The sequence below is a fragment of the Streptomyces sp. NPDC056128 genome (assembly GCF_042263835.1).
Taxonomy (GTDB): Bacteria; Actinomycetota; Actinomycetes; order Streptomycetales; family Streptomycetaceae; genus Streptomyces.
This window is the reverse complement of the sequence record NZ_JBHJVQ010000010.1, coordinates 103,108-122,011: the sequence shown is the minus strand read 5'-3', so window position 1 is coordinate 122,011 and position 18,904 is coordinate 103,108. Positions and strand designations below refer to the sequence as shown.

General features: G+C 73.5%; 21 protein-coding genes and 1 riboswitch. Of the genes, 3 read left to right on the top strand and 18 right to left on the bottom strand.

The window, feature by feature from the left end:
• Positions 1-7 precede the first annotated feature (7 nt).
• Entirely contained in the window at positions 8-1,162 is a 1,155-nt protein-coding gene (locus tag ACFC1X_RS20910; protein ID WP_376355721.1) for an ROK family transcriptional regulator, read from the bottom strand.
• Between the two features lie 377 nt (positions 1,163-1,539).
• Here ACFC1X_RS20910 and ACFC1X_RS20905 point away from each other — a divergent pair, with 377 nt between their 5' ends.
• Positions 1,540-1,983: a hypothetical protein gene (locus ACFC1X_RS20905; protein WP_376355719.1), complete on the top strand. Its 444-nt coding sequence runs from the start codon at positions 1,540-1,542 to the stop codon at positions 1,981-1,983.
• Here the strand turns inward: ACFC1X_RS20905 and mug are convergent.
• From mug to bioB, 11 genes are all read right to left on the bottom strand, one after another.
• Positions 1,961-2,512, bottom strand: a complete 552-nt coding sequence (gene mug / locus ACFC1X_RS20900; protein ID WP_376355914.1) for a G/U mismatch-specific DNA glycosylase — start codon at positions 2,510-2,512, stop codon at positions 1,961-1,963. The genes ACFC1X_RS20905 and mug overlap by 23 nt on opposite strands.
• Entirely contained in the window at positions 2,509-3,951 is a 1,443-nt protein-coding gene (purB, locus tag ACFC1X_RS20895; protein ID WP_376355717.1) for an adenylosuccinate lyase, read from the bottom strand. Before purB ends, mug begins: the two co-directional genes overlap by 4 nt.
• Before the next feature lie 85 nt (positions 3,952-4,036).
• Entirely contained in the window at positions 4,037-4,819 is a 783-nt protein-coding gene (locus ACFC1X_RS20890) for an SGNH/GDSL hydrolase family protein (RefSeq protein ID WP_376355715.1), read from the bottom strand.
• Positions 4,820-5,259: 440 nt separating this feature from the next.
• Positions 5,260-6,282 carry a hemolysin family protein gene (locus ACFC1X_RS20885; protein WP_376355713.1) on the bottom strand — a complete coding sequence of 341 codons (1,023 nt, stop codon included), beginning with the start codon at positions 6,280-6,282 and terminating at the stop codon, positions 5,260-5,262.
• Positions 6,279-7,652, bottom strand: coding sequence for a hemolysin family protein (locus ACFC1X_RS20880; RefSeq protein WP_376355712.1), 1,374 nt, complete (start codon positions 7,650-7,652; stop codon positions 6,279-6,281). The genes ACFC1X_RS20885 and ACFC1X_RS20880 overlap by 4 nt, the downstream gene beginning before the upstream one ends.
• Before the next feature lie 128 nt (positions 7,653-7,780).
• Positions 7,781-8,206, bottom strand: coding sequence for a GNAT family N-acetyltransferase (locus tag ACFC1X_RS20875; RefSeq protein ID WP_376355710.1), 426 nt, complete (start codon positions 8,204-8,206; stop codon positions 7,781-7,783).
• Between the two features lie 71 nt (positions 8,207-8,277).
• Entirely contained in the window at positions 8,278-9,162 is an 885-nt protein-coding gene (locus ACFC1X_RS20870) for an LLM class F420-dependent oxidoreductase (protein ID WP_376355708.1), read from the bottom strand.
• Positions 9,163-9,244: 82 nt separating this feature from the next.
• A complete protein-coding gene (locus tag ACFC1X_RS20865; protein WP_376355706.1) occupies positions 9,245-9,937 on the bottom strand; it encodes a class I SAM-dependent methyltransferase in 693 nt (230 codons plus the stop codon).
• Positions 9,938-10,031: 94 nt separating this feature from the next.
• Positions 10,032-10,748 carry a dethiobiotin synthase gene (gene bioD, locus ACFC1X_RS20860; RefSeq protein WP_376355704.1) on the bottom strand — a complete coding sequence of 239 codons (717 nt, stop codon included), beginning with the start codon at positions 10,746-10,748 and terminating at the stop codon, positions 10,032-10,034.
• 1 nt (position 10,749) lies between these two features.
• Positions 10,750-12,036, bottom strand: coding sequence for an adenosylmethionine--8-amino-7-oxononanoate transaminase (locus ACFC1X_RS20855; protein WP_376355702.1), 1,287 nt, complete (start codon positions 12,034-12,036; stop codon positions 10,750-10,752).
• Positions 12,029-13,234: a biotin synthase BioB gene (gene bioB, locus ACFC1X_RS20850; RefSeq protein WP_376355700.1), complete on the bottom strand. Its 1,206-nt coding sequence runs from the start codon at positions 13,232-13,234 to the stop codon at positions 12,029-12,031. Before bioB ends, ACFC1X_RS20855 begins: the two co-directional genes overlap by 8 nt.
• 150 nt (positions 13,235-13,384) lie before the next feature.
• Between bioB and ACFC1X_RS20845 the strand changes: the two genes are divergently transcribed.
• Positions 13,385-14,512 carry an 8-amino-7-oxononanoate synthase gene (locus tag ACFC1X_RS20845; RefSeq protein WP_376355698.1) on the top strand — a complete coding sequence of 376 codons (1,128 nt, stop codon included), beginning with the start codon at positions 13,385-13,387 and terminating at the stop codon, positions 14,510-14,512.
• 45 nt (positions 14,513-14,557) lie between these two features.
• On the opposite strand, the gene ACFC1X_RS20840 is transcribed toward ACFC1X_RS20845, so the two are convergent.
• Both ACFC1X_RS20840 and ACFC1X_RS20835 read right to left on the bottom strand, forming a co-directional pair.
• Positions 14,558-14,788, bottom strand: a complete 231-nt coding sequence (locus tag ACFC1X_RS20840; RefSeq protein ID WP_376355912.1) for a DUF397 domain-containing protein — start codon at positions 14,786-14,788, stop codon at positions 14,558-14,560.
• A gap of 21 nt (positions 14,789-14,809) precedes the next feature.
• Complete coding sequence (locus ACFC1X_RS20835) at positions 14,810-15,670, bottom strand: helix-turn-helix transcriptional regulator (RefSeq protein ID WP_125490862.1); 861 nt, start codon at positions 15,668-15,670, stop codon at positions 14,810-14,812.
• Positions 15,671-15,884: 214 nt separating this feature from the next.
• Here ACFC1X_RS20835 and ACFC1X_RS20830 point away from each other — a divergent pair, with 214 nt between their 5' ends.
• The gene (locus tag ACFC1X_RS20830) at positions 15,885-16,391 is read left to right on the top strand and encodes an ATP-binding protein (protein ID WP_376355696.1); all 507 of its coding nucleotides are present in this window, start codon (positions 15,885-15,887) and stop codon (positions 16,389-16,391) included.
• A gap of 43 nt (positions 16,392-16,434) precedes the next feature.
• Here the strand turns inward: ACFC1X_RS20830 and ACFC1X_RS20825 are convergent, their stop codons facing one another.
• The 4 genes from ACFC1X_RS20825 to ACFC1X_RS20810 all read right to left on the bottom strand — a co-directional run bounded on the left by ACFC1X_RS20825 (position 16,435) and on the right by ACFC1X_RS20810 (position 18,850).
• A complete protein-coding gene (locus ACFC1X_RS20825; RefSeq protein ID WP_376355695.1) occupies positions 16,435-16,908 on the bottom strand; it encodes a C40 family peptidase in 474 nt (157 codons plus the stop codon).
• A gap of 3 nt (positions 16,909-16,911) precedes the next feature.
• A riboswitch (cyclic di-AMP (ydaO/yuaA leader) is annotated at positions 16,912-17,059 on the bottom strand.
• A 368-nt stretch (positions 17,060-17,427) separates the two neighbouring features.
• Entirely contained in the window at positions 17,428-17,736 is a 309-nt protein-coding gene (locus ACFC1X_RS20820) for a hypothetical protein (RefSeq protein ID WP_376355693.1), read from the bottom strand.
• Between the two features lie 7 nt (positions 17,737-17,743).
• Entirely contained in the window at positions 17,744-18,379 is a 636-nt protein-coding gene (locus ACFC1X_RS20815; RefSeq protein ID WP_376355691.1) for an ATP-dependent Clp protease proteolytic subunit, read from the bottom strand.
• Positions 18,380-18,481: 102 nt separating this feature from the next.
• On the bottom strand, positions 18,482-18,850 hold the full coding sequence (locus ACFC1X_RS20810; protein ID WP_376355689.1) for a VOC family protein: 369 nt from the start codon (positions 18,848-18,850) through the stop codon (positions 18,482-18,484).
• Positions 18,851-18,904: the final 54 nt, after the last annotated feature.

Here is an 18,904-nt window from a genome sequence, read left to right as displayed (position 1 = left end):
CGGCGGCTCAGCGGCGTGCCGTCGCGCCCTCCACCGCGAACAGCTGCTCCTCCACGTGGTCGAGGGCCAGCCGCAGCGCGCCGGTCGCCACCGCGGCCTCACCGAGCAGCGACAGCGCCACCCGCGGCGGGCGCAGGCAGTAGCGGGCCAGCTCCCGGCGCAGCGGCTCCAGTACGCCGTCCAGCCCCGCCGCCCAGCCGCCGACGACGACCAGCTCCGGGTCCAGGGCCAGCACCAGCGCCGTCACGTCGTGCACCAGCCGCTGGATGAAACGCTCCACCGCCGCGCGGGCCCGCTGATCGCCCTCCCGGGCCTCCGCGAAGACCTTGGCGACCGCCTGCTCGTCCAGCGGATGCAGCGGCTCGTCGGTCGTCGACAGCAGCGTCTCGGGCGTCACGTCCTGGCCCATCAGGTGCAGCGCGCCGATCTCCCCGGCCGCGCCGCCGTACCCCCGGTGCAGCCGCCCGCCGATCAGCGCCCCGGCCCCCGGGCTCAGCCCGGCCAGCACGAACACGATGTCGTCCGACTCCGTCGCGGCGCCCTTCCAGTGCTCGGCGACCGCCGCCGCGTTCGCGTCGTTCTCGACCAGCACCGGGCACTTGAAGGAACGGCTCAGCCGCTCACCCAGACTCAGCCCCGTCCACCCCGGCAGCGCGGTCCCCAGCCGGACGGTGCCGTCCGCCTCGACGATCCCCGGCGTGGCCGCGCCCACGGCCCGCAGCGAGCCGCGCGCCACCCCGGCCCGGCGCAGCAGCTCGGCGACGGCCGTGCGCAGCCGCTCCAGCCGCTCGTCGGCCGAGGCACCCTCGTCGACGTCCTTGGCCTGGGCGCCGATCACCCGGCCGTCCAGGTCGGACAGGAGCGCGGCGACGCGGTGCGGCCCGATCTCCAGACCCAGCAGATGCCCCGCCTCCGCCCGGAACCGGAAGCGCCGCGCCGGCCGACCCTGCCGCCGGGCGGTGCCCTCCTCGGCGGCCGCCTCGACCACCAGGCCCGCCTCTATCAGCCCCTCGACGACGCCCTCGACGGTCGGCCGGGACAGGCCCGTCACCCGGGTGATCTCGGTCAGCGTCGCGCAGTCCGTGGCACGCAACGCGTGCAGCACCACCGCGGAGTTGATCCTCCGCAACAGCGACGGATCCCCGCCGGTCAGGCCTCCCAAGGTCCGTCCTCCCAGCTCGTGCGCGTGTGGGCCGGATCGTACTCGGCCCGCTCCGCCCCGGCGAGTGCCGGTCCACGCCTTCCCGGCCCGTGCGCGCGCCTCACCTCGGCGCCACGAACCCCGACTCGTACGCGGTGCTCACCGCCTGTTCGTCGTCGACGAGGAGCACACTGACCGGCATCCGCCCAGCGTAGATCAGCCCGACGGCAGCTCGACGCGTCCCCGCCAATCGCCGGCGTCGATGCCCGTGTGCGCGCGCTCCGCAGCCGCTCGGCGTCCGCGAGGGGCGGTGGAACTCGGCCGCGCCGCCGGACGCCTGAGCGTGCGGGCGGCTGACGGGCCGCCAAATGTCAGTGCCGACCGGTTTACTGGACGGCATGGACATCGCACGGCACATCGCCCTCATCGACGAGCTGTGCCACCGCCCCTTCCCGGCGGGGCACGGTCCGTCGGGCGAGGGCGCCGGGGCTCCCGGTCACTTCACGGCGGTGCTGGAGACCAGCCACGGCCTGCGCGGCGGGTGCCCGGCGGAGCGGGCGGTGACGGTGGAGCAGTACGAGAAGGACCGGGACGCCCTCCACGAGCGGCTCGCCGCCCGCTGGGGGGAGGAGGGGGACCCCTTGAACCTTCAGACGGTCCTGCTGCGGACCGACCGGGAGGAGATACCGGAGCCGTGGGCCGGACTGAGCGCCCGCGCGCGCGTGGCGTACCTCTGGGAGGCCGGGGGCACCGGCCGCTGGATCGCGCTGGCCGTCGCCGACCGGGACGAGACGGACGAGGTGCAACTGCTGGCGGTGGTCACGGAGAAGGCTCCGCCGTGACCCGCAGCCGCGCGAACTCCTCCGCCATCGTCTCCGCCGTCCAGTGCGCGTTGAGCCCGCTGGGATTGGGCAGCACCCACACGCGTGTGCTCCCGAACGTCCGCTCCTGGGGCCCCACCCGCGCGTGCCGGTCGTCGAACGCCGCCCGGTACGCGGTGACCCCCACCACGGCCAGCCAAGCGGGCCGCAGCCGCGCCACCTTCCGCGTCAGCAGCAGCCCGCCCTCCCGGTACTCCTCGGCGGTCAGCTCGTCCGCCCGCGCGCTGGCCCGCGCCACGACGTTCGTGATCCCGAGCCCGTACGACGGCAGCAGGTCCTGCTCCGACGGCGCCAGCCGCCGCGGCGTGAACCCGGACAGGTGGAGCACCGGCCAGAAGCGGTTGCCCGGCCGGGCGAAGTGGTGGCCCGTCACCGCCGTCATCAGACCGGGATTGATCCCGCAGAACAGCACCCGGAGGCCGTCCGCGACGACGTCCGGTACGAGACGGTCGCGGGCGGCCTCCAACTCGGCCCGGGTGAAGCGGGTCAGAGGATGGCCCCGGGGGTGTACGCGGCGGCCGACGGGTGCTGCTTGACGATCTCCTCGATCCGGCCCACGACCGCCCCGACCTGGTCGGCCGCGGCGCCCGTGAAGGAGAGCTTGTCCGCCATCAGCGCGTCCAGCCCGGCCCGGTCGAGCGGGATGCGCTCGTCCGCGGCCAGCTTGTCGAGCAGTTCGTTGCGCTCGGCGCCCTGTTCGCGCATCGCGAGCGCCGAGGCGACGGCGTTCTCCTTGATCGCCTCGTGCGCCAGCTCGCGCCCGACCCCGGCCCGCACCGCGCCCATCAGCACCTTGGTGGTGGCCAGGAACGGCAGGTAGCGGTCCAGCTCGCGGGCCACGACGGCCGGGAAGGCGCCGAACTCGTCGAGCACGGTCAGGAAGGTCTCCAGCAGGCCGTCCAGGGCGAAGAACGCGTCGGGCAGGGCCACCCGGCGCACCACCGAGCAGGAGACGTCGCCCTCGTTCCACTGGTCGCCCGCCAGCTCGCCGGTCATCGAGGCGTAGCCGCGCAGGATCACCATCAGGCCGTTGACGCGCTCGCAGGAGCGGGTGTTCATCTTGTGCGGCATCGCCGAGGAGCCGACCTGGCCGGGCTTGAAGCCCTCGGTGACCAGCTCGTGCCCGGCCATCAGCCGGATGGTCCTGGCCAGCGACGACGGCGCCGCGGCGAGCTGCACCAGCGAGGTGACGACCTCGTAGTCCAGCGAGCGCGGGTAGACCTGGCCGACCGAGGTGAAGGCCTGCGAGAAGCCAAGGTGCCCGGCGATCCGCCGCTCCAGCTCCGCGAGCTTGCCGGCGTCCCCGCCGAGCAGGTCCAGCATGTCCTGGGCGGTGCCGACCGGGCCCTTGATGCCGCGCAGCGGGTAGCGGCCGAGCAGCTCCTCCACCCGGCCGTACGCGACGAGCAGCTCGTCGGCGGCGGTCGCGAAGCGCTTGCCCAGCGTCGTGGCCTGGGCGGCGACGTTGTGGGAGCGGCCGGCCACGACCAGCTCGCCGTACTCTCCGGCCAGCTTGCCGAGCCGGGCCAGCACGGCCACCGAGCGGTCGCGGACCAGCTCCAGCGAGAGCCGGATCTGCAGCTGCTCGACGTTCTCCGTCAGGTCGCGGGAGGTCATGCCCTTGTGCACGTGCTCGTGCCCGGCGAGGTCGTTGAACTCCTCGATCCGCGCCTTCACGTCGTGCCGGGTGACCTTCTCGCGCTCGGCGATCGAGGCCAGGTCGACCTGGTCGAGGACGCGCTCGTAGTCGGCGATCGCGGCGTCGGGGACGTCGATGCCGAGGTCCTTCTGGGCCCGCAGCACGGCGAGCCAGAGCCGGCGCTCCAGCTTCACCTTCTGCTCGGGCGACCAGAGCGTGGCGAGGTCGACGGAGGCGTAGCGTCCGGCGAGGACGTTCGGGATGCGGGGCTTGGCGGGAGCGGAAGTCACGTGTACGGATTCTACTGGCGATTCGTGCAGGCCAGCGCCACGGGGTTGTTCGTCGGAACCTACGAGGGCGGCTGCGCCCCCGGGATCAGGGCGCGGTGACCTCGTACGGCAGCAGGTCGGGGCGCTTGGGCGGCAGGCCGTCGCCGGACGAGCGGCCGGTCAGCCTGCGGCCTATCCAGGGCAGCAGGTACTGCCGGGCGAACCGGACGTCGGTGGTCCGGCGGGTGACCCACCCCGGTGGCGGTGTGACCGGGATCGGCGCGTGCCAGTTGGGGTCCTCGGCCTCGTGGCCCAGCGCCTGCCACACGGCCTCCGCGACCCGGCGGTGCCCGTCCGCCGTCAGGTGCAGCCGGTCCACGTCCCACAGCCGCGGGTCGGCCAGGGAGCGCGCACCGTACAGGTCGACGACCACGGCGCCGTGCCCTGCGGCCAGGTCGTCGATGATCGCGAAGAGGGCCTCCATACGGGGCCGGAACCGGTCCAGCACCGGACCCTGACGGCCGGGGCTGCGCATCAGCACCAGCTGCTTGCAACTGGGCGCGAGCCGCTCCACCGCCTGGGTCAGCAGATCCCGCACCAGCGCCATGTCGCACTTGGGCCGCAGCGTGTCGTTGAGCCCGCCCACCAAGGTGATCACGTCGGCCCCCATGGCCGCGGCCACCTCGACCTGTTCGTCGACGATCTGCCCGATCAGCTTCCCGCGCACCGCGAGATTGGCGTACCGGAAGCCGGGGGAGCGGGCGGCCATCCGCGCGGCGAGAAGGTCGGCCCAGCCCCGGTAGGAGCCGTCGGGCAGCAGGTCCGACATGCCCTCGGTGAAGGAGTCGCCCACGGCGACGAGGCTGCTGTGAGTGGGGTTCGTCTGCATGGCGACAGAAATGGTAGCGCGTGCACATACCCGACGGTCGGTCGGCCTAGGGCCTGCCGCGCCTGGCTTCCCGGTCCGTCGCGTCCTGCTTCGGCGCACCGCGTCTGGGCCTCCCGGTCTGTCGCGTCCTGCCGTCGGCCTGCCGCGTCCGGGCCTCCCGGTCAATGGCGTCCGGCTTCGCCGCCGCGCCCGGTCTCTCTTCCCGTCGCTCGTCCTACAGGCCGATCCACGCTCGGCCACCCGGCTCAGTCCGCGCGCTCGGCCACCCGGCTCAGGTCCGCGCCTTCCGCCGCCCGGCTCAGGTCCGCGCGTTCGGTCGCTCGGCTCAGGTCCGCATCCTCGGCTGCCCGGCTCAGGTCCGCGCCTTCGTCCGCCCGCCTCAGGCCCGCCCTCGGCCCCCTCGGCCGCCCCCGCCCAGCCTCCCAGCCCGCCCTCCGGGCTCAGGTCCGCTGACCGAACAGCTCCCGCAGCACGTCCTCCATGGTCACCAGGCCCGCGAGCCGGCCGTCGGACCCGAGTACGGCGGCCAGATGCGTACGGCTGCGGCGCAGCGCGGTGAGCACGTCGTCCAGCGGGGTGCTCTCCCGCACCCGCGCGATGGGCCGCATGTCCCGCAGCCGGAACGGCAGGTCCCGCGGGGAGGCGTCCAGGGCGTCCTTCACGTGCAGGTAGCCGACGATCCGCCGCCCGTCGTCCACCACCGGGAACCGGGAGAACCCCGACTGCGCCGACAGCCGCTCCAACTGCTCGGGCGTGATGCCCACGCGCGCGTGGACGACGCGTTCCAGCGGCAGCACCACGTCCCGCACCGGCCGCCGGCCCAGCTCCAGGGCGTCGTGCAGCCGCTCCTGGGCCCGGTCGTCGATCAGCCCGGCGTCGCCGGCGTCCTTCACGATCTCGGCCAGCTCCGCGCCCGTGAAGGTCGCCGACACCTCGTCCTTCGTCTCGACCCTGAGCAGCTTGAGCAGCGCGTTCGCGAAGGCGTTGATCGTGAAGATCACCGGCCGCAGCGCCCGGGACAGCGCGACCAGCGGCGGCCCCAGCAGCAGCGCGCTGCGCACCGGCTCCGCCAGCGCGATGTTCTTCGGCACCATCTCGCCGAGCAGCATGTGCAGATACGTCGCCAGCGTCAGGGCGATCGCGAAGGAGACGGCGTGCCCCACCCCGGACGGCAGGCCCACCGCGTGGAACACCGGCTCCAGCAGGTGCGCGATCGCCGGCTCCGCGACCACGCCGAGGACCAGCGTGCACAGCGTGATGCCGAGCTGCGCCGCCGCCATCAGCGCCGACACGTGCTCCAGACCCCACAGCACGCTCCTGGCCCGCCGGTCGCCCTCCGCCCCCGCTTCGACGTGCTGCTCCACCTGGCTGCGGCGCACGGAGATCAGCGCGAACTCGGCGCCCACGAAGAACGCGTTGACGACGAGCGTCGCCAGACCGATCAGCAGCTGTACGGCGATCACCGGCCGCCCTCCCCGTCCTCGTGCGTGCCGCGCGCGCCGTGCGGGCCCCCGGCCGCGCCCGCGTCGTCCAGCGGCGCGTGCAGCAGCACCCGCGCCGCCCGGCGCCCCGTGTCGTCCACGACGTCCAGCCGCCAGCCCGCGACCTCGAACGTGTCGCCGACGGCCGGGATGCGTCCCAGCCCGGCCGCGACCAGTCCGGCGACGGTCTCGTACGGGCCCTCGGGCACCCGCAGGCCGAGCCGCGCGAGCCGGTCCACGCGGGCCGAGCCGTCGGCCCAGAACATCGTGTGTCCCTGCGCGTCGGTGCCGGCCGGGTCCAGCTCGGGCGTCTCGTGCGGGTCGTGCTCGTCGCGCACCTCGCCGACGACCTCCTCGACGATGTCCTCCAGCGTGGCCACGCCCGCCGTCCCGCCGTACTCGTCGATGACCACGGCCATCGTGCGCCGCCCGGAGAGCCGGTCGAGCAGCCGGTCCACGGTCAGCGTCTCCGGGACCAGCAGCGGCTCGCGCATCAGCTCGGACACCGGCATCCGGGGCCGCCGCTCGGCGGGCACCGCCAGCACGTCCTTGACGTGGGCGGTGCCGACCACGGCGTCGAGGGTCTCCTGGAAGACCGGGAACCGGGACAGCCCGGTCGCCCGCGTCGCGTTGGCCACGTCCTCGCACGTCGCCCGGGAGTCGAGGGCGATGACCTGGACGCGCGGGGTCATCACGTGCTGGGCCGTCAGATCGGCCAGGTTCAGGGTCCGGACGAACAACTCGGCGGTGTCGGCCTCCAGCGCGCCCTCCTTGGCCGAGTGCCGGGCCAGCGCCGCCAGCTCCTGCGGCCCCCGCGCGGACGCCAGCTCCTCGGCCGGCTCCACGCCGAAGAGGCGCACGATCCGGTTGGCCGTGTTGTTGAGGTGGGTGATGAAGGGCCGGAAGGCCGCGCTGAACCAGCGCTGCGGGCCGCCCACCCGTTTGGCCACGGCCAGCGGCGAGGAGATCGCCCAGTTCTTCGGCACCAGCTCGCCGACGATCATCAGGAAGACCGTCGACAGGGCCGTGCCCAGCACCAGCGCCAGCGAGGAGGCCGCCGAACGCGACACCCCCACGGCCTCCAGCGGGCCCGCGATCAGCGCCGCGACCGAGGGCTCGGCGAGCATGCCGACCACCAGGTTGGTGACCGTGATGCCGAGCTGCGCCCCGGAGAGCTGGAACGTCAGGCTCCGTACGCCCTTCAGCGCGCCGGCCGCGCCCCGCTCGCCCCGCTCCGCCGCCCGCTCCAGCTCACCGCGTTCCACGGTGGTCAGCGAGAACTCGGCCGCGACGAACGCGCCGCACATGAGCGAGAGCAGGACCGCCACCAGCAGCAGGAGCACTTCCGTCATCGGGTCACCTCGGATCCATGATCGGCCAGGAACCGGTGGCTCGCGCGATGTCGTGCGCCGGGGGAGGCGCCGGGAGCCTTGCCGTGGAGGGACTCGCTCATGCGCCGGTGCTCAACCTTTCCGTCCGTTCACTCCGTGAGCGGCTTCACCCAGCGTCGCCACTGCTCCTCGGGCGCGTACCCGGCCGCCCGCCAGGCATGCTGGGCCCGCTCGTTGCGCCGCAGCACCATCGCGTCGCCGCGGCGCCCGCCGAGCCGTACGAACCGCTCCTCGGCCGCCGCGAGCAGGGCGGTGCCGATGCCCCGGCGCCGCTGCTCCGGGTGCACCGCCAGCCGGTACAGATGGCAGCGCCAGCCGTCGAAGCCCGCGATGACCGTGCCCACCAGCTCCCCGTCCCGCTCGGCCAGGACCAGCGCCTCCGGGTCGCGGGCGACCAGCCGCTCCACGCCCTCGCGGTCGTCGCTGATGCTCGTGCCCTCGGCGGCCGCCTTCCAGAAGGCCAGCACGGTGTCCAGGTCCTCGGGCCCGGCGGCCCGTATGCGCAGATCGGTCATGCCGCGATCCCAGCACGCCGGACGCACACCCGTGCGGGAATTCCGGCATGCGGACCACGGCGGACCGCGGCTCAGTCCTCCCGCAACGCCCGCAGCACCGGGGCGAACGCCTCCATGTACGGCTCCAGCACGGTGAGGTAGGTGAACCCGTACCGATCGCGCTGCGCCCGGAGCTGCGCGGTGATCTGCTCCAGCGTCCCGGTCAGGAAGATGGGCAGGTCCAGCACCTGTCCGGCGGTCAGATGCGGTACGTACTCCAGGAAGGGCCGGACGGCCGCCTCACGGTCCTCGGTGACGACGACCATCTGGATGAGCAGGTTCAGCTCCGCCGGTTCCGCGCGGTCCGCCGCCAGCTCCCGGTACCGGGCGACGCGCTCGTCCAGGTCCTCGGCGGTGATCGGTGCCAGCCGGCCCGTCCGCCGGCCCGTGCGCCCGCCGGTGAACGCGGCGACGGCCGCGTGCCGGGCCGTCAGCTCCAGCATCCGGTCGCCGTTCGCGCCGATCAGCAGCGGCACTCCGGGCCGCTGCGCCGGGCGCGGCAGGTGCTCCGGGTCGCCGAGCAGCCGCTCCAGCTCCTCGACCGTGTGCCGCAGATGGTCCACCCGTTCGCCGGGTGAGCCGAAGGGCAGCCCGGCCTTGTCGTGCTCCTCCCGTACGTACCCGGTGCCGAGCCCCAGTTCCAGCCGTCCGCCGGTGAGGGCGTCCGTGGTCGCCACCTCCCGGGCCAGCAGCGCCGGGTTCCAGAGGCCCGCGTTGAGCACGAACGTGCCGAGCCGGGGCCGCTCGGTGGCCCGCGCCGCGGCCACCAGCGCCGGGAACGGCGCCACCATGCCCAGGTGGTCCGGGACCAGGATCACGTCGTACCCCAGCTCCTCGGCCCGCCGGCACTTCGCACTCCACTCGTCGGCCGGGGCCGAGACCATCAGGCTGACGCCGAACCGGAACGGACGCGACATGAACTCTCCTCGCACACCGGGGGCCTTCGGGGACACGGGAGTCAATCACCCGCGGGCGACGGCCGCCAGCACCCGACCGCCCCTAGTCCGCCCCCGCCCCCGGTTCCGGTGGCCGCCAAGCCGTGCCGAGGACGCAGTACGAACTGGGCAGCGCCGGCCCGTGCTCCGGGATCATCATCCGCCGGTAGGGGCCGAGCGCGAACCCCGCGTCCCGCAGCGCGGCGATGGGATCGCGGGACAGGTGGCAGCCGCCGGACAGCGGCGGCCACAGCGTCCGGTCCAGGGCGCGCTGGGTGAAGGTCATCATCCGCCCGCCGCCCCGGCCGTGCTCGAAGAACCGCAGCTGGCCGCCGGGCCGCAGCACCCGCCGCGCCTCCCCGAGCGCCCGCGGCACGTCGCGGACGCTGCACAGCACGAGGGAGACCACGACCGCGTCGAACGCCTCGCTCTTGACCGGCAGCGCCTCGGCCGCGCCCGGCGCCACGTCCACCGGCACCCGCGCGCGCAGCGCCGCCTCCACCGCCAACCGCCGCAGCAGCCGCTCCGGTTCGATGGCGACGACCTCCGAGACGGCGCCCGGATAGTGCGAGAAGTTCAGCCCGTTGCCCGCGCCGACCTCGATCACCCGCCCGGACAGCCCGGCCAGCAGCCGCTCGCGGACGCGCCCCACACCCATCCGGGTCTCGGCGCCCACGCTGGCCCGGGCGTAGTAGCGGGCGAACAGCGGATGGTGCACGGCGTCCCGCGGCACCCCGCGGGCGGATCGCAGCGGCATGGGCCCTCCCTCACGAGGTGGTGCCTTACCGCGATTGTCCCCCGTACGACCCGCTCCGCACCCACCGCACCGGCGGCCGGGCGCGCCCTGCCGTTCAGGGCGCCTCCCGCGCCCCGAAGGCCGCCGCGTCCCACGTGCCGTCCAGCCGCGGCGCCAGCCATCCCGGCGCCGTCGACCGGAAGGCGGCCGGCGGCAGGGCACCCGCCCCGGCGGGGACGGCGCCGAGCAGCGGAGCACCGGACACCTCCGGGAGGTCCGCGAGATTGCAGCGCGCGGCGAGGTCCGGGGCCCCGGGCCAGCTGCCGATCACCACACCGGGCAGGTCGAGACCGCGGGAGCGCAGTTCACGCGCCGTCAGCTCCGTGGTGTTGAGCGTGCCGAGGCCCGCCGCCGTCACCAGCAGCACCGGGGCGCCCAGCAGGGCGGCGACGTCCGCCAGCGTCCCGCCGTCCGCGTCGAAGCGGACCAGCAGCCCGCCCGCCCCCTCGACCAGCACCAGATCGTGCTCGGTGGCCAGCTTGTCCGCGGCCTCGGCCACCTCCGCCGGGCGCACCGGCGCCCGTCCGGCCCGGCGCGCGGCCGTGCCGGGCGCCAACGGCTCCGGATAGCGGGCCACTTCGGCCGCCGTCACGGCCCCGGCGAGGCGCGCCACCTCCCGCGCGTCCCCCGGTTCGTCCGGCCCCACGCCCGTCTGCGCGGCCTTCAGCACCGCCACCGACCGGCCGCCCGCCAGCGCCGTGGCGGCGACGGCGGCCGTCACGACCGTCTTGCCGATCTCCGTGCCCGTGCCCGTGATCACCAGTACCGGCATGTCATCCCTCCCCTGCCGCCGCGCACACCGCGCGGGCGATGCGTGCCACGTCCGCGTCGCCCGTGACGTACGGCGGCATGGTGTAGATCAGGTCGCGGAACGGCCGCAGCCACACGCCCTCGCGGACGGCCGCCGCGGTCGCCGCCCGCATGTCGACGGCGTGGTCGAGCTGCACCACGCCGATCGCGCCCAGCACCCGTACGTCCGTCACGCCCGGCAGCTCGGCGGCCGGGGCCAGACCGTCGCGCAGGCCGGTCTCGATCCGCTTGACCTCCGCGAGCCAGTCCTGGCCGAGCAGCAGCCCGATCGACGCGCACGCCACGGCCGCGGCCAGCGGATTGCCCATGAACGTCGGTCCGTGGGCCAGGACCGGCACCTCGCCGCGCGAGATGCCGTCGGCCACCTCCGGCGTGCACAAGGTGGCCGCCATCGTCAGATAGCCGCCGGTCAGCGCCTTGCCGACGCACATCACGTCCGGCGTCACCGCGGCGTGCTCCGCCGCGAACAGCGCGCCGGTACGTCCGAAGCCGGTCGCGATCTCGTCGAACACCAGCAGCACGCCGTGCGCGTCGCACGCCTCCCGCAGCACCCGCAGGTACGCGGGGGAGTGGAACCGCATCCCGCCGGCGCCCTGCACCACCGGCTCGACGATCACCGCGGCCAGTTCGCCGGCGTGCCGCTCGATCGTCGACCGCAGATGGTCGGCGTACGTCTCGTCGTACTCGGCGGGCGGCGCGTCGGCGAAGACCTGGCGCGGCAGGGCGCCCGACCACAGCTCGTGCATCCCGCCCTCGGGGTCGCACACCGACATGGGCTGCCAGGTGTCGCCGTGGTAGCCGCCGCGCCAGGTCAGCAGGCGGCGCTTGGCGGGGCGGCCCAGCGAACGCCAGTACTGGAGGCACATCTTGACCGCGACCTCGACGGACACCGAACCGGAGTCGGCGAGGAAGACATGCTCGAGTCCATCCGGCGACATGTCGACAAGGAGCTTCGCCAGCCGGACGGCGGGCTCGTGGGTGAGCCCGCCGAACATCACGTGGCTCATCCGCTCCAACTGCTCGCGGGCGGCCTCGTTCAGCACCGGGTGGTTGTAGCCGTGGATCGCCGACCACCAGGACGACATCCCGTCCACCAGCTCCGCCGAGCCGTCCGCGGGGCGCAGCCGCACCCCGCTCGCCGACTCCACGACGAGCGGGTCCTGCCGCCCCGGCATGGGGCCGTACGGGTGCCAGACGTGCCGCCGGTCGAGCGCCAGCAGCTCGTCCACCGTCAGGGCGGGCTCAGGCATTGGGCGCGAGATCCGTTCCGGCACCGCGGCGGCGTACGGCCACCAGATCCGTCCGGGGCTCCTCGGTCCGGGCCGCCGGCGCCGGGGCGCAGACCCCGCCGTCGGCGTGCGACCCGCAGCCCCCGCCTTCCTCGCCGTCCCCGTGCGATCCGCAGCCGCCGCCCGCGTGCGATCCGCAGCCGCCGCCGGCCGTGACCCGGTGCTCCGGCAGGGTCACCCGGTCGGCGCCCTCCACCTCGAAGCCGGCGTCCGCGATCATCTCCAGGTCGGCGTGGCCGGCCTGGCCCTCACTGGTGAGGTAGTCGCCGAGGAAGATGGAGTTGGCCAGGTTCAGGGCCAGCGGCTGCATGGTGCGCAGGTGGACCTCGCGTCCGCCGGCGATGCGCACCTCGACGTCCGGGCAGACGAACCGGGTCATCGCCAGGATGCGCAGGCAGCGCTGCGGGGTGAGGTGCCACTCCTTGGCCAGCGGCGTGCCCTCCATCGGGATCAGGAAGTTGACCGGCACCGAGTCCGGGTCCAGCTCGCGCAGCGAGAAGACCACGTCGACCAGGTCCTCGTCGGTCTCGCCCATGCCCGCGATCAGCCCGGAGCAGGCCGACAGCCCGGCCGCGTGCGCCTTCTGCACCGTGTCCACCCGGTCGGCGTACGTGTGCGTGGTCGTGATGTCCCCGTACGTCGCCTCGGACGTGTTGAGGTTGTGGTTGTAGGCGTCGGCGCCCGCCTCGCGCAGCCGCTCCGCCTGACCGTCGGAGAGCAGGCCCAGGCAGGCGCACACCTCGACGGACCCGTCCTGCTCCTTGATGGCCCGGATGGTGTCCGAGACCCGGTCCACGTCCCGGTCGGTCGGGCCGCGTCCGCTGGCCACCAGGCACACCCGCTTGGCGCCCCCGGACACCCCGGCCGCGGCGGCCGCGGTGGCCTGGTCGGGCTTGAGCCAGGTGTACTTGAGGATCTCCGCCTTGGAGCCCAGCCGCTGCGAGCAGTAGGAGCAGTCCTCGGGACACAGGCCCGACTTGAGGTTGACGAGGTAGTTGAGTTTCACCCGTCGGCCGAACCAGTGCCGGCGCACCTTGCCGGCCGCGGCCACCACATCGAGCAGGTCGTCGTCGGAAGTGGCGAGGACGGCCAGCGCCTCCTCGCGGGTCGGCGACTCGCGCCGAAGCCCCTTGTCCACCAGCGTGTTCAGCAGGTCCATGAGAGCCGATCCTGTCCTAAGGGGCCGCCCGGGGCCAAGGAGAGTTTGCACAACACTGACAGATCGACGTGTGGGTATTGCCACACCTCGCGGGGGTGGCGATGCCGCTAGTGTCTGTCCATTGCCTACAAATTCCCCGAGGAGCGACGCATGGCGTTCGGCTGGATCGACGAGCAGGCCCGGGCGCGCCACGAGGCGGGACTCGTACGGATTCTGCGCCCCCGTCCGGCCGACTCGCCGCTGCTGGACCTGGCGAGCAACGACTACCTCGGACTGGCCCGGCACCCGGAGATCACCGAGGGAGCGGCCCGGGCGGCGCGCACCTGGGGCGGCGGTGCGACCGGTTCCCGGCTGGTGACCGGCACGACCGAACTGCACGCCGCGCTCGAACGCGAACTGGCCGCGTTCTGCGGATTCGAGGCCGCGCTCGTGTTCTCCTCCGGCTACGCGGCCAACCTCGCCGCGGTCACCGCCCTGGCGCCGCACGGCAGCCTGGTCGTCTCCGACGCGGGCAACCACGCCTCGCTGATCGACGGCTGCCGGCTGGCCCGGGGCACGACCCAGGTCGTGGCGCACGCCGAACCGGACGCCGTGCGCAAGGCGCTGGCGACGCACGACGGGCCCGCCGTCGCCGTCTCCGACACGGTCTTCTCGGTCGACGGCGACGCCGCGCCCCTGGCCGCCCTCGCCGACGTGTGCCGGGAGCACGGCGCCGGTCTGGTCGTGGACGACGCGCACGGACTGGGCGTCCTCGGCGACGGCGGCCGGGGCGCCCCGTACGCGGCGGGCCTCGCAGGCCGGGAGGACGTCGTCGCCACGGTCACGCTGTCCAAGTCGCTGGGCAGCCAGGGAGGCGCGGTGCTGGGCCCGGCCGGGGTGATCGCACACCTGGTCAACGCCGCCCGGACGTTCATCTTCGACACCGGCCTCGCCCCCGCCGCCACGGGCGCGGCGCTGGCCGCGCTGACCCTGCTGCGCCGCGAGCCGGAACGCGCGGCCCGGGCCCGCGCCGTCGCCGCCGAACTGCACACCCGCCTGACCGCCTCGGGTCTGGAGGCGGTGCGTCCGGACGCCGCGGTGGTCTCGGTGCGCGCGCCCTCCCCGGAGGGGGCGGTGCGGTGGGCGGCCGACTGCCGTGCGGCCGGCCTGTCCGTGGGCTGTTTCCGTCCTCCTTCCGTGCCGGACGGCGTCTCACGGCTCAGGCTGACCGCTCGGGCGGACCTCTCCGGGGAACAGATCGAACGCGCGGTGCGGGTGATCGGCGAGACGCGACCATGAGTCGGCGTGGCATGGCCGTGCGTCGTCCGACGTCTCGTGGGGTGGTCAGCCCCGGCGGATCCCGGCGGTGAAGGACGTCCAGCTCTCGGGGGAGAAGAGCAGGGCGGCCCCGGCGGGGTTCTTGGAGTCGCGCACCGCGAGCAGTCCGGCCCAGCGGCCGGCCGGCGGCCGGGCCGTCTCCACGCAGTTGTTCGCGCCGGTGCTGTAGCTGCTGCGCAGCCACCGGACGCCGGTCAGATCAGTGCCGGCAGAGATGCTCCGGGGGAGTTCGGACATGGAGCCTGACATGGTGCCTCCTTACGCGCCTGCCGCGGTCGCGGCGATGAAGTCCAACGAGTCCTCGGGCGAAAGGGCATGGATCAGAAGGGCGTTGAAGGCCTCGGTATAGGCCTCTAGGTCTTCTTTCCGTTCGAGGTGCAGGCTACTCGTCAAGTGGTCGAGAACAACCACGTCCAGATCAGAAGTGCTCGAAAAGGAGAAGATTACGAAAGGGCCGGTGACACCGATGTGCGCCCCGGCGGCAAACGGCAATACCTGGAGCCGGACATGGGGCAGCCGCGCCGCCTCCACCAGCCGCTCCAGCTGACGGGCCATCACCCCCGGGCCGCCCACCTGCCGGCGCAGCACCGCCTCGTCCAGCACCGCGCTCAGCTCCAGCGGCGGCTCGCCGCGCAGCACGTCCTGCCGGGCCAGCCTGACCTCCACCAGCGCGTCCAGCCGTTCCTCCGGCATGCCGTCCACGGCGGCCCGCGTCACCTCGCGGGCGTACTCCGGTGTCTGGAGGAGTCCGGGGACCACCGTGGTCTCCAGCGTGCGCATGGCGCCGGCCTGGGACTCCAGGCTGATGAAGTCGCGATAGGTGGGCGGCAGCACCCCGCGGTAGGCGTGCCACCAGTGGTGCCGGCCGCCCGCGTCGTCGGAGCGCGCCAGCATCACCAGCAGGCCGCGCAGCTGGTCGTCGTCCACGCCGTAGGCGTCGAGCAGTAACCGCACGTCGGCCGGTTTCGCCCCGCTCGTCCCGGTCTCGATGCGGCTGACCTTCGACTGGTGCCAGCCCACCAGCCGGGCCGCCTCCCCGCTGGTGATGCCCGCCGTCGTGCGCAGGGCGCGCAGTTCCGCGCCCAGCTTCCTGCGGCGCACCACCGGACCGTGCTGCATGGGCCACTCCCTTACTCCTTATGGGCCGCCCAAATCCGCTCTGCCGTCGCAGAGTTCACCGCTTCGAGCGACAGATATATGCATATCTTGGTGGATCGCCGTCCTTCACGGGCCGGGTGGTGGCAGTCTGGCGGCGAAGCACCAGTCCGGGACCGTACTCGAACCATCCGCTTCGTGTCGGACCACGGTCCCGTGAGAAAGGGACGACGTCGCCATGGCAGATCACCTGGAAGCATCCGTCACTCTGCCGAGCGATCCCGCTTCGGTGGCCGCCGCGCGCACCTATGTGGTCGGCACGCTGGTGGAGTGGGGCCTGCCGGCGGACGCCGACGTGTCCGACACGGTCCGGCTCATCGTCTCCGAACTGGCGACCAACGCGGTCCAGCACACGCTCGGGCAGTCGCCCACCTTCACGGTGGACCTCGTCCTCGACCGTGACGAGCGGCTGCGCATCGGAGTCACCGACAGCCATCCGCGATTTCCCAAGCGCCTGCCCGCCGCCGTGCAGCAGGACAACGGCCGCGGCATGGTGATCATCCGCTGGCTGACGGCCGAATGCGGCGGCAAGCTGCGGGTCCGCCCCACACGGGAGGGCGGCAAGACCGTCTCCATCGAACTGCCCTGGACCGCCCCCGGCCCGCCGGCCGCCGCCGAGGGGGTGACGGCGGGGCAGAACACCGTCATCCCCCTCGGGAGAGCTACTCGCCCCCGGGCTGTTTGACCCCGTGTCACTCGAGCACGGGCCGGTTGACCCCCCCCAAGGGCTATTTGACCCGGCCGTAGGAGACGCTCCCGGTCCAGATCTTCTGCAGGCGCACCACGTCCCCGGTCTTCGGGGCGTGCCAGAGCTTGCCCTTCCCGGCGTAGATGCCGACGTGGTAGACGCTGCGGCCCGAGTGGAAGAAGACCAGGTCTCCCGCCTTGCGCTTCTTGGCCGAGATGTGACGGGTCTTGTTGTACTGCTGGGCCGCCGTGCGCGGCAGCTTCTTGCCGGCCTTCTTGAACGAGTACAGCGTCAGGCCTGAGCAGTCGAACCTGCGGGGCCCGACGGCGCCCCACCTGTAGGGGGAACCTTTCTTGGAGGCCGCGACCTTGAGGGCTTTCGTCGCATGAGGCGCCGCGGCCGCCTCCGAGGAGAAACCGGGGACCACGACGGAGCCGCCTACCGCGGCGAGAGTGAGGGCCGAGGCCGTACCGGCGCGAGCCATCAGGGACGGGACACGATTGAGCGCGGACATGCGCAACCCTTCGTCAGCCGCCTGTGAAGGATGACCTGTCGGATTCGGGCTGGCGAAGTTGCCCGGCCGCACGAGTGCGGCTTCACCCCAAGGGCTGCTCGGTCCGGCGCCTCTCCCACGGAGGCGACCGCTCCTGCGACCCGTCGTGCTCGGGTCCTCCACTCCTGCCGATCCACTTCCCTCGCGACCGGTCGTCCGGGCGGCGGCAGGATTCGGCGTCCGCCCGGACCGCCCCGCCGCTGCGGCGGGGGCTTGTCGTCAGTCACGGATCTTGTCTCGCCGGAGGGGGAATTCCCAACGGAACGTGCCTTTTGTGTTGTTACTCACCACCCACCCGTTCGGGTGGACACCCCTGTGTTCGAGCCGGGGCCGTAGGCGGTGACGACCCCGGGACCAGCGGCGCAGCGGTGGGCGCGGACGTCGGGACAGGAGGGCCGCGCAACCCGGACCGGTCGTCAACCGGGTGTGTTCCTACGCCGAAAGGGGGTACGTCTTTTGGTGCGTTTCGAACCCCGCCGCTCAACTCTCGGAACACGGCGGAAGACTGAGACGTCCCGTCCGCCGCTCGCCGTCCAGCACGCGCAGGGCACGGGCGAGGGTGGGCGCGTGCAGTTCGGTCTCGCCGCGCGCGTGCATCAGCTCCAGCGCGTCGCGCAGGGCCGCGGCCTTGCCGACCAGCGCCTGGGCGGCCCGCAGTCCCCGGTAGGTGTCGCCGTCCTGCGCGGGGTTGATGCGCCCGAGCAGGTCGACGACGTCCAGGTAGCGGTCGATCAGCTCCGCCTCGGCGCGGGTCAGGGCGGGCAGGGGCGGCAGTTCCGGTGGCAGCATCGGCCGTTCACCGGGTGCCGGGCGTCGCGGGCGCGGCGGAGCGGTCGGACACGATCCGGTCCACCAGCCCGTACTCCAGGGCCTGTTGGGCGTTCAGGACGGTGTCCCGCTCGATGTCCTCGGTCACCTGCGCCGGAGTGCGGCCCGTGTGCCGTACAAGGATCTCCTCCAGGCGGGCGCGGATCCGGGTCAACTCCTCGGCCTGGATGGCCAGGTCGCTCGCCTGCCCCTCCATCGGCCCGGTGAGCGACGGCTGACGGAGCACCACCCGCGCCCCGGGCAGCATCGCGCGCTTGCCCGGCGTGCCCGCCGCCAGCAGCAGCGCGGCGGACGCGCCGGCCTGTCCGAGGCAGGTCGTCTCCACGTCGCAGGCGACGTAGCGCATCGTGTCGTAGATCGCCGTCATGGCCGTGAACGAGCCGCCGGGGGAGTTGATGTAGAGGGCGATGTCCCGGTCCGGGGCCTGGTGCTCCAGGTACATGAACTGCGCCATCACGTCGTTCGCGGAGGTCTCGTCGACCGGCGTCCCGAGGAAGACGATCCGCTCCTCCAGCAGCTTCGAGTACGGGTCCGACGTCCGGGCTCCGGCGCTCGTGCGCTCGGTGAACTCGGGCAGGACGTGGCGGGCGGACGGTCGGGTCATGGCGAACCCCTCCTCGTGGCGGAACCCTCTTCGGCTGCACTGGCTCCGTATAAAATGTACAGGACGTACATTGAGAGGGGATGGGAATCGCGTAACCCGCGATCACTTCCCGTGCGGCGGCTCGTGCAGGCCGAAGAGGGAGCCCTGGTCGTCCCGGCACAGCTTGAACCGGCCGAACCGGGCCACCGACTCCGCGTCCTCCTCGCCCTCCTCGCCGAGCTCCTCGATGGAGCCGCCCAGCTCACGCACCCGGGCCACGGCGGCGTCCAGGTCGTCGACCCGGAAGAACAGGTACGGGGAGGCGCCCGGGTCACCGCCGTGCATGCCGCCCGGCAGCCCGGCGGTGCCGATGGAGAACCCGCGCCCCGTGGGGCCCGCCTCGAGGGCCCAGCCGAACAGGGTGCCGTAGAAGACCCGCCCGCGCTCGGGGTCCGCCACGCCGAGCTCGAAGAACGACGGTTCGCCGGTCATGGGTACCTCCCGTGGGACGTGGCCATGGGTCGAGGGGTCGCCCCCGTTCTCATC

Excerpts from the sequence above, each read along its gene's own strand:
- ACFC1X_RS20880 (WP_376355712.1), bottom strand. The coding sequence starts at position 7,652 with ATGACGGAAGTGCTCCTGCTGCTGGTGGCGGTCCTGCTCTCGCTCATG.
- ACFC1X_RS20890 (WP_376355715.1), bottom strand. The coding sequence starts at position 4,819 with ATGCAGACGAACCCCACTCACAGCAGCCTCGTCGCCGTGGGCGACTCC.
- ACFC1X_RS20810 (WP_376355689.1), bottom strand. The coding sequence starts at position 18,850 with ATGACCGGCGAACCGTCGTTCTTCGAGCTCGGCGTGGCGGACCCCGAG.
- ACFC1X_RS20870 (WP_376355708.1), bottom strand. The coding sequence starts at position 9,162 with ATGTCGCGTCCGTTCCGGTTCGGCGTCAGCCTGATGGTCTCGGCCCCG.
- ACFC1X_RS20815 (WP_376355691.1), bottom strand. The coding sequence starts at position 18,379 with ATGACCCGACCGTCCGCCCGCCACGTCCTGCCCGAGTTCACCGAGCGC.
- ACFC1X_RS20825 (WP_376355695.1), bottom strand. The coding sequence starts at position 16,908 with ATGTCCGCGCTCAATCGTGTCCCGTCCCTGATGGCTCGCGCCGGTACG.
- ACFC1X_RS20845 (WP_376355698.1), top strand. The coding sequence starts at position 13,385 with ATGGCGTTCGGCTGGATCGACGAGCAGGCCCGGGCGCGCCACGAGGCG.
- ACFC1X_RS20820 (WP_376355693.1), bottom strand. The coding sequence starts at position 17,736 with ATGCTGCCACCGGAACTGCCGCCCCTGCCCGCCCTGACCCGCGCCGAG.
- ACFC1X_RS20835 (WP_125490862.1), bottom strand. The coding sequence starts at position 15,670 with ATGCAGCACGGTCCGGTGGTGCGCCGCAGGAAGCTGGGCGCGGAACTG.
- ACFC1X_RS20830 (WP_376355696.1), top strand. The coding sequence starts at position 15,885 with ATGGCAGATCACCTGGAAGCATCCGTCACTCTGCCGAGCGATCCCGCT.
- bioD (WP_376355704.1), bottom strand. The coding sequence starts at position 10,748 with ATGCCGGTACTGGTGATCACGGGCACGGGCACGGAGATCGGCAAGACG.
- ACFC1X_RS20865 (WP_376355706.1), bottom strand. The coding sequence starts at position 9,937 with ATGCCGCTGCGATCCGCCCGCGGGGTGCCGCGGGACGCCGTGCACCAT.
- ACFC1X_RS20855 (WP_376355702.1), bottom strand. The coding sequence starts at position 12,036 with ATGCCTGAGCCCGCCCTGACGGTGGACGAGCTGCTGGCGCTCGACCGG.
- ACFC1X_RS20840 (WP_376355912.1), bottom strand. The coding sequence starts at position 14,788 with ATGTCCGAACTCCCCCGGAGCATCTCTGCCGGCACTGATCTGACCGGC.
- ACFC1X_RS20905 (WP_376355719.1), top strand. The coding sequence starts at position 1,540 with ATGGACATCGCACGGCACATCGCCCTCATCGACGAGCTGTGCCACCGC.
- ACFC1X_RS20875 (WP_376355710.1), bottom strand. The coding sequence starts at position 8,206 with ATGACCGATCTGCGCATACGGGCCGCCGGGCCCGAGGACCTGGACACC.
- bioB (WP_376355700.1), bottom strand. The coding sequence starts at position 13,234 with ATGGACCTGCTGAACACGCTGGTGGACAAGGGGCTTCGGCGCGAGTCG.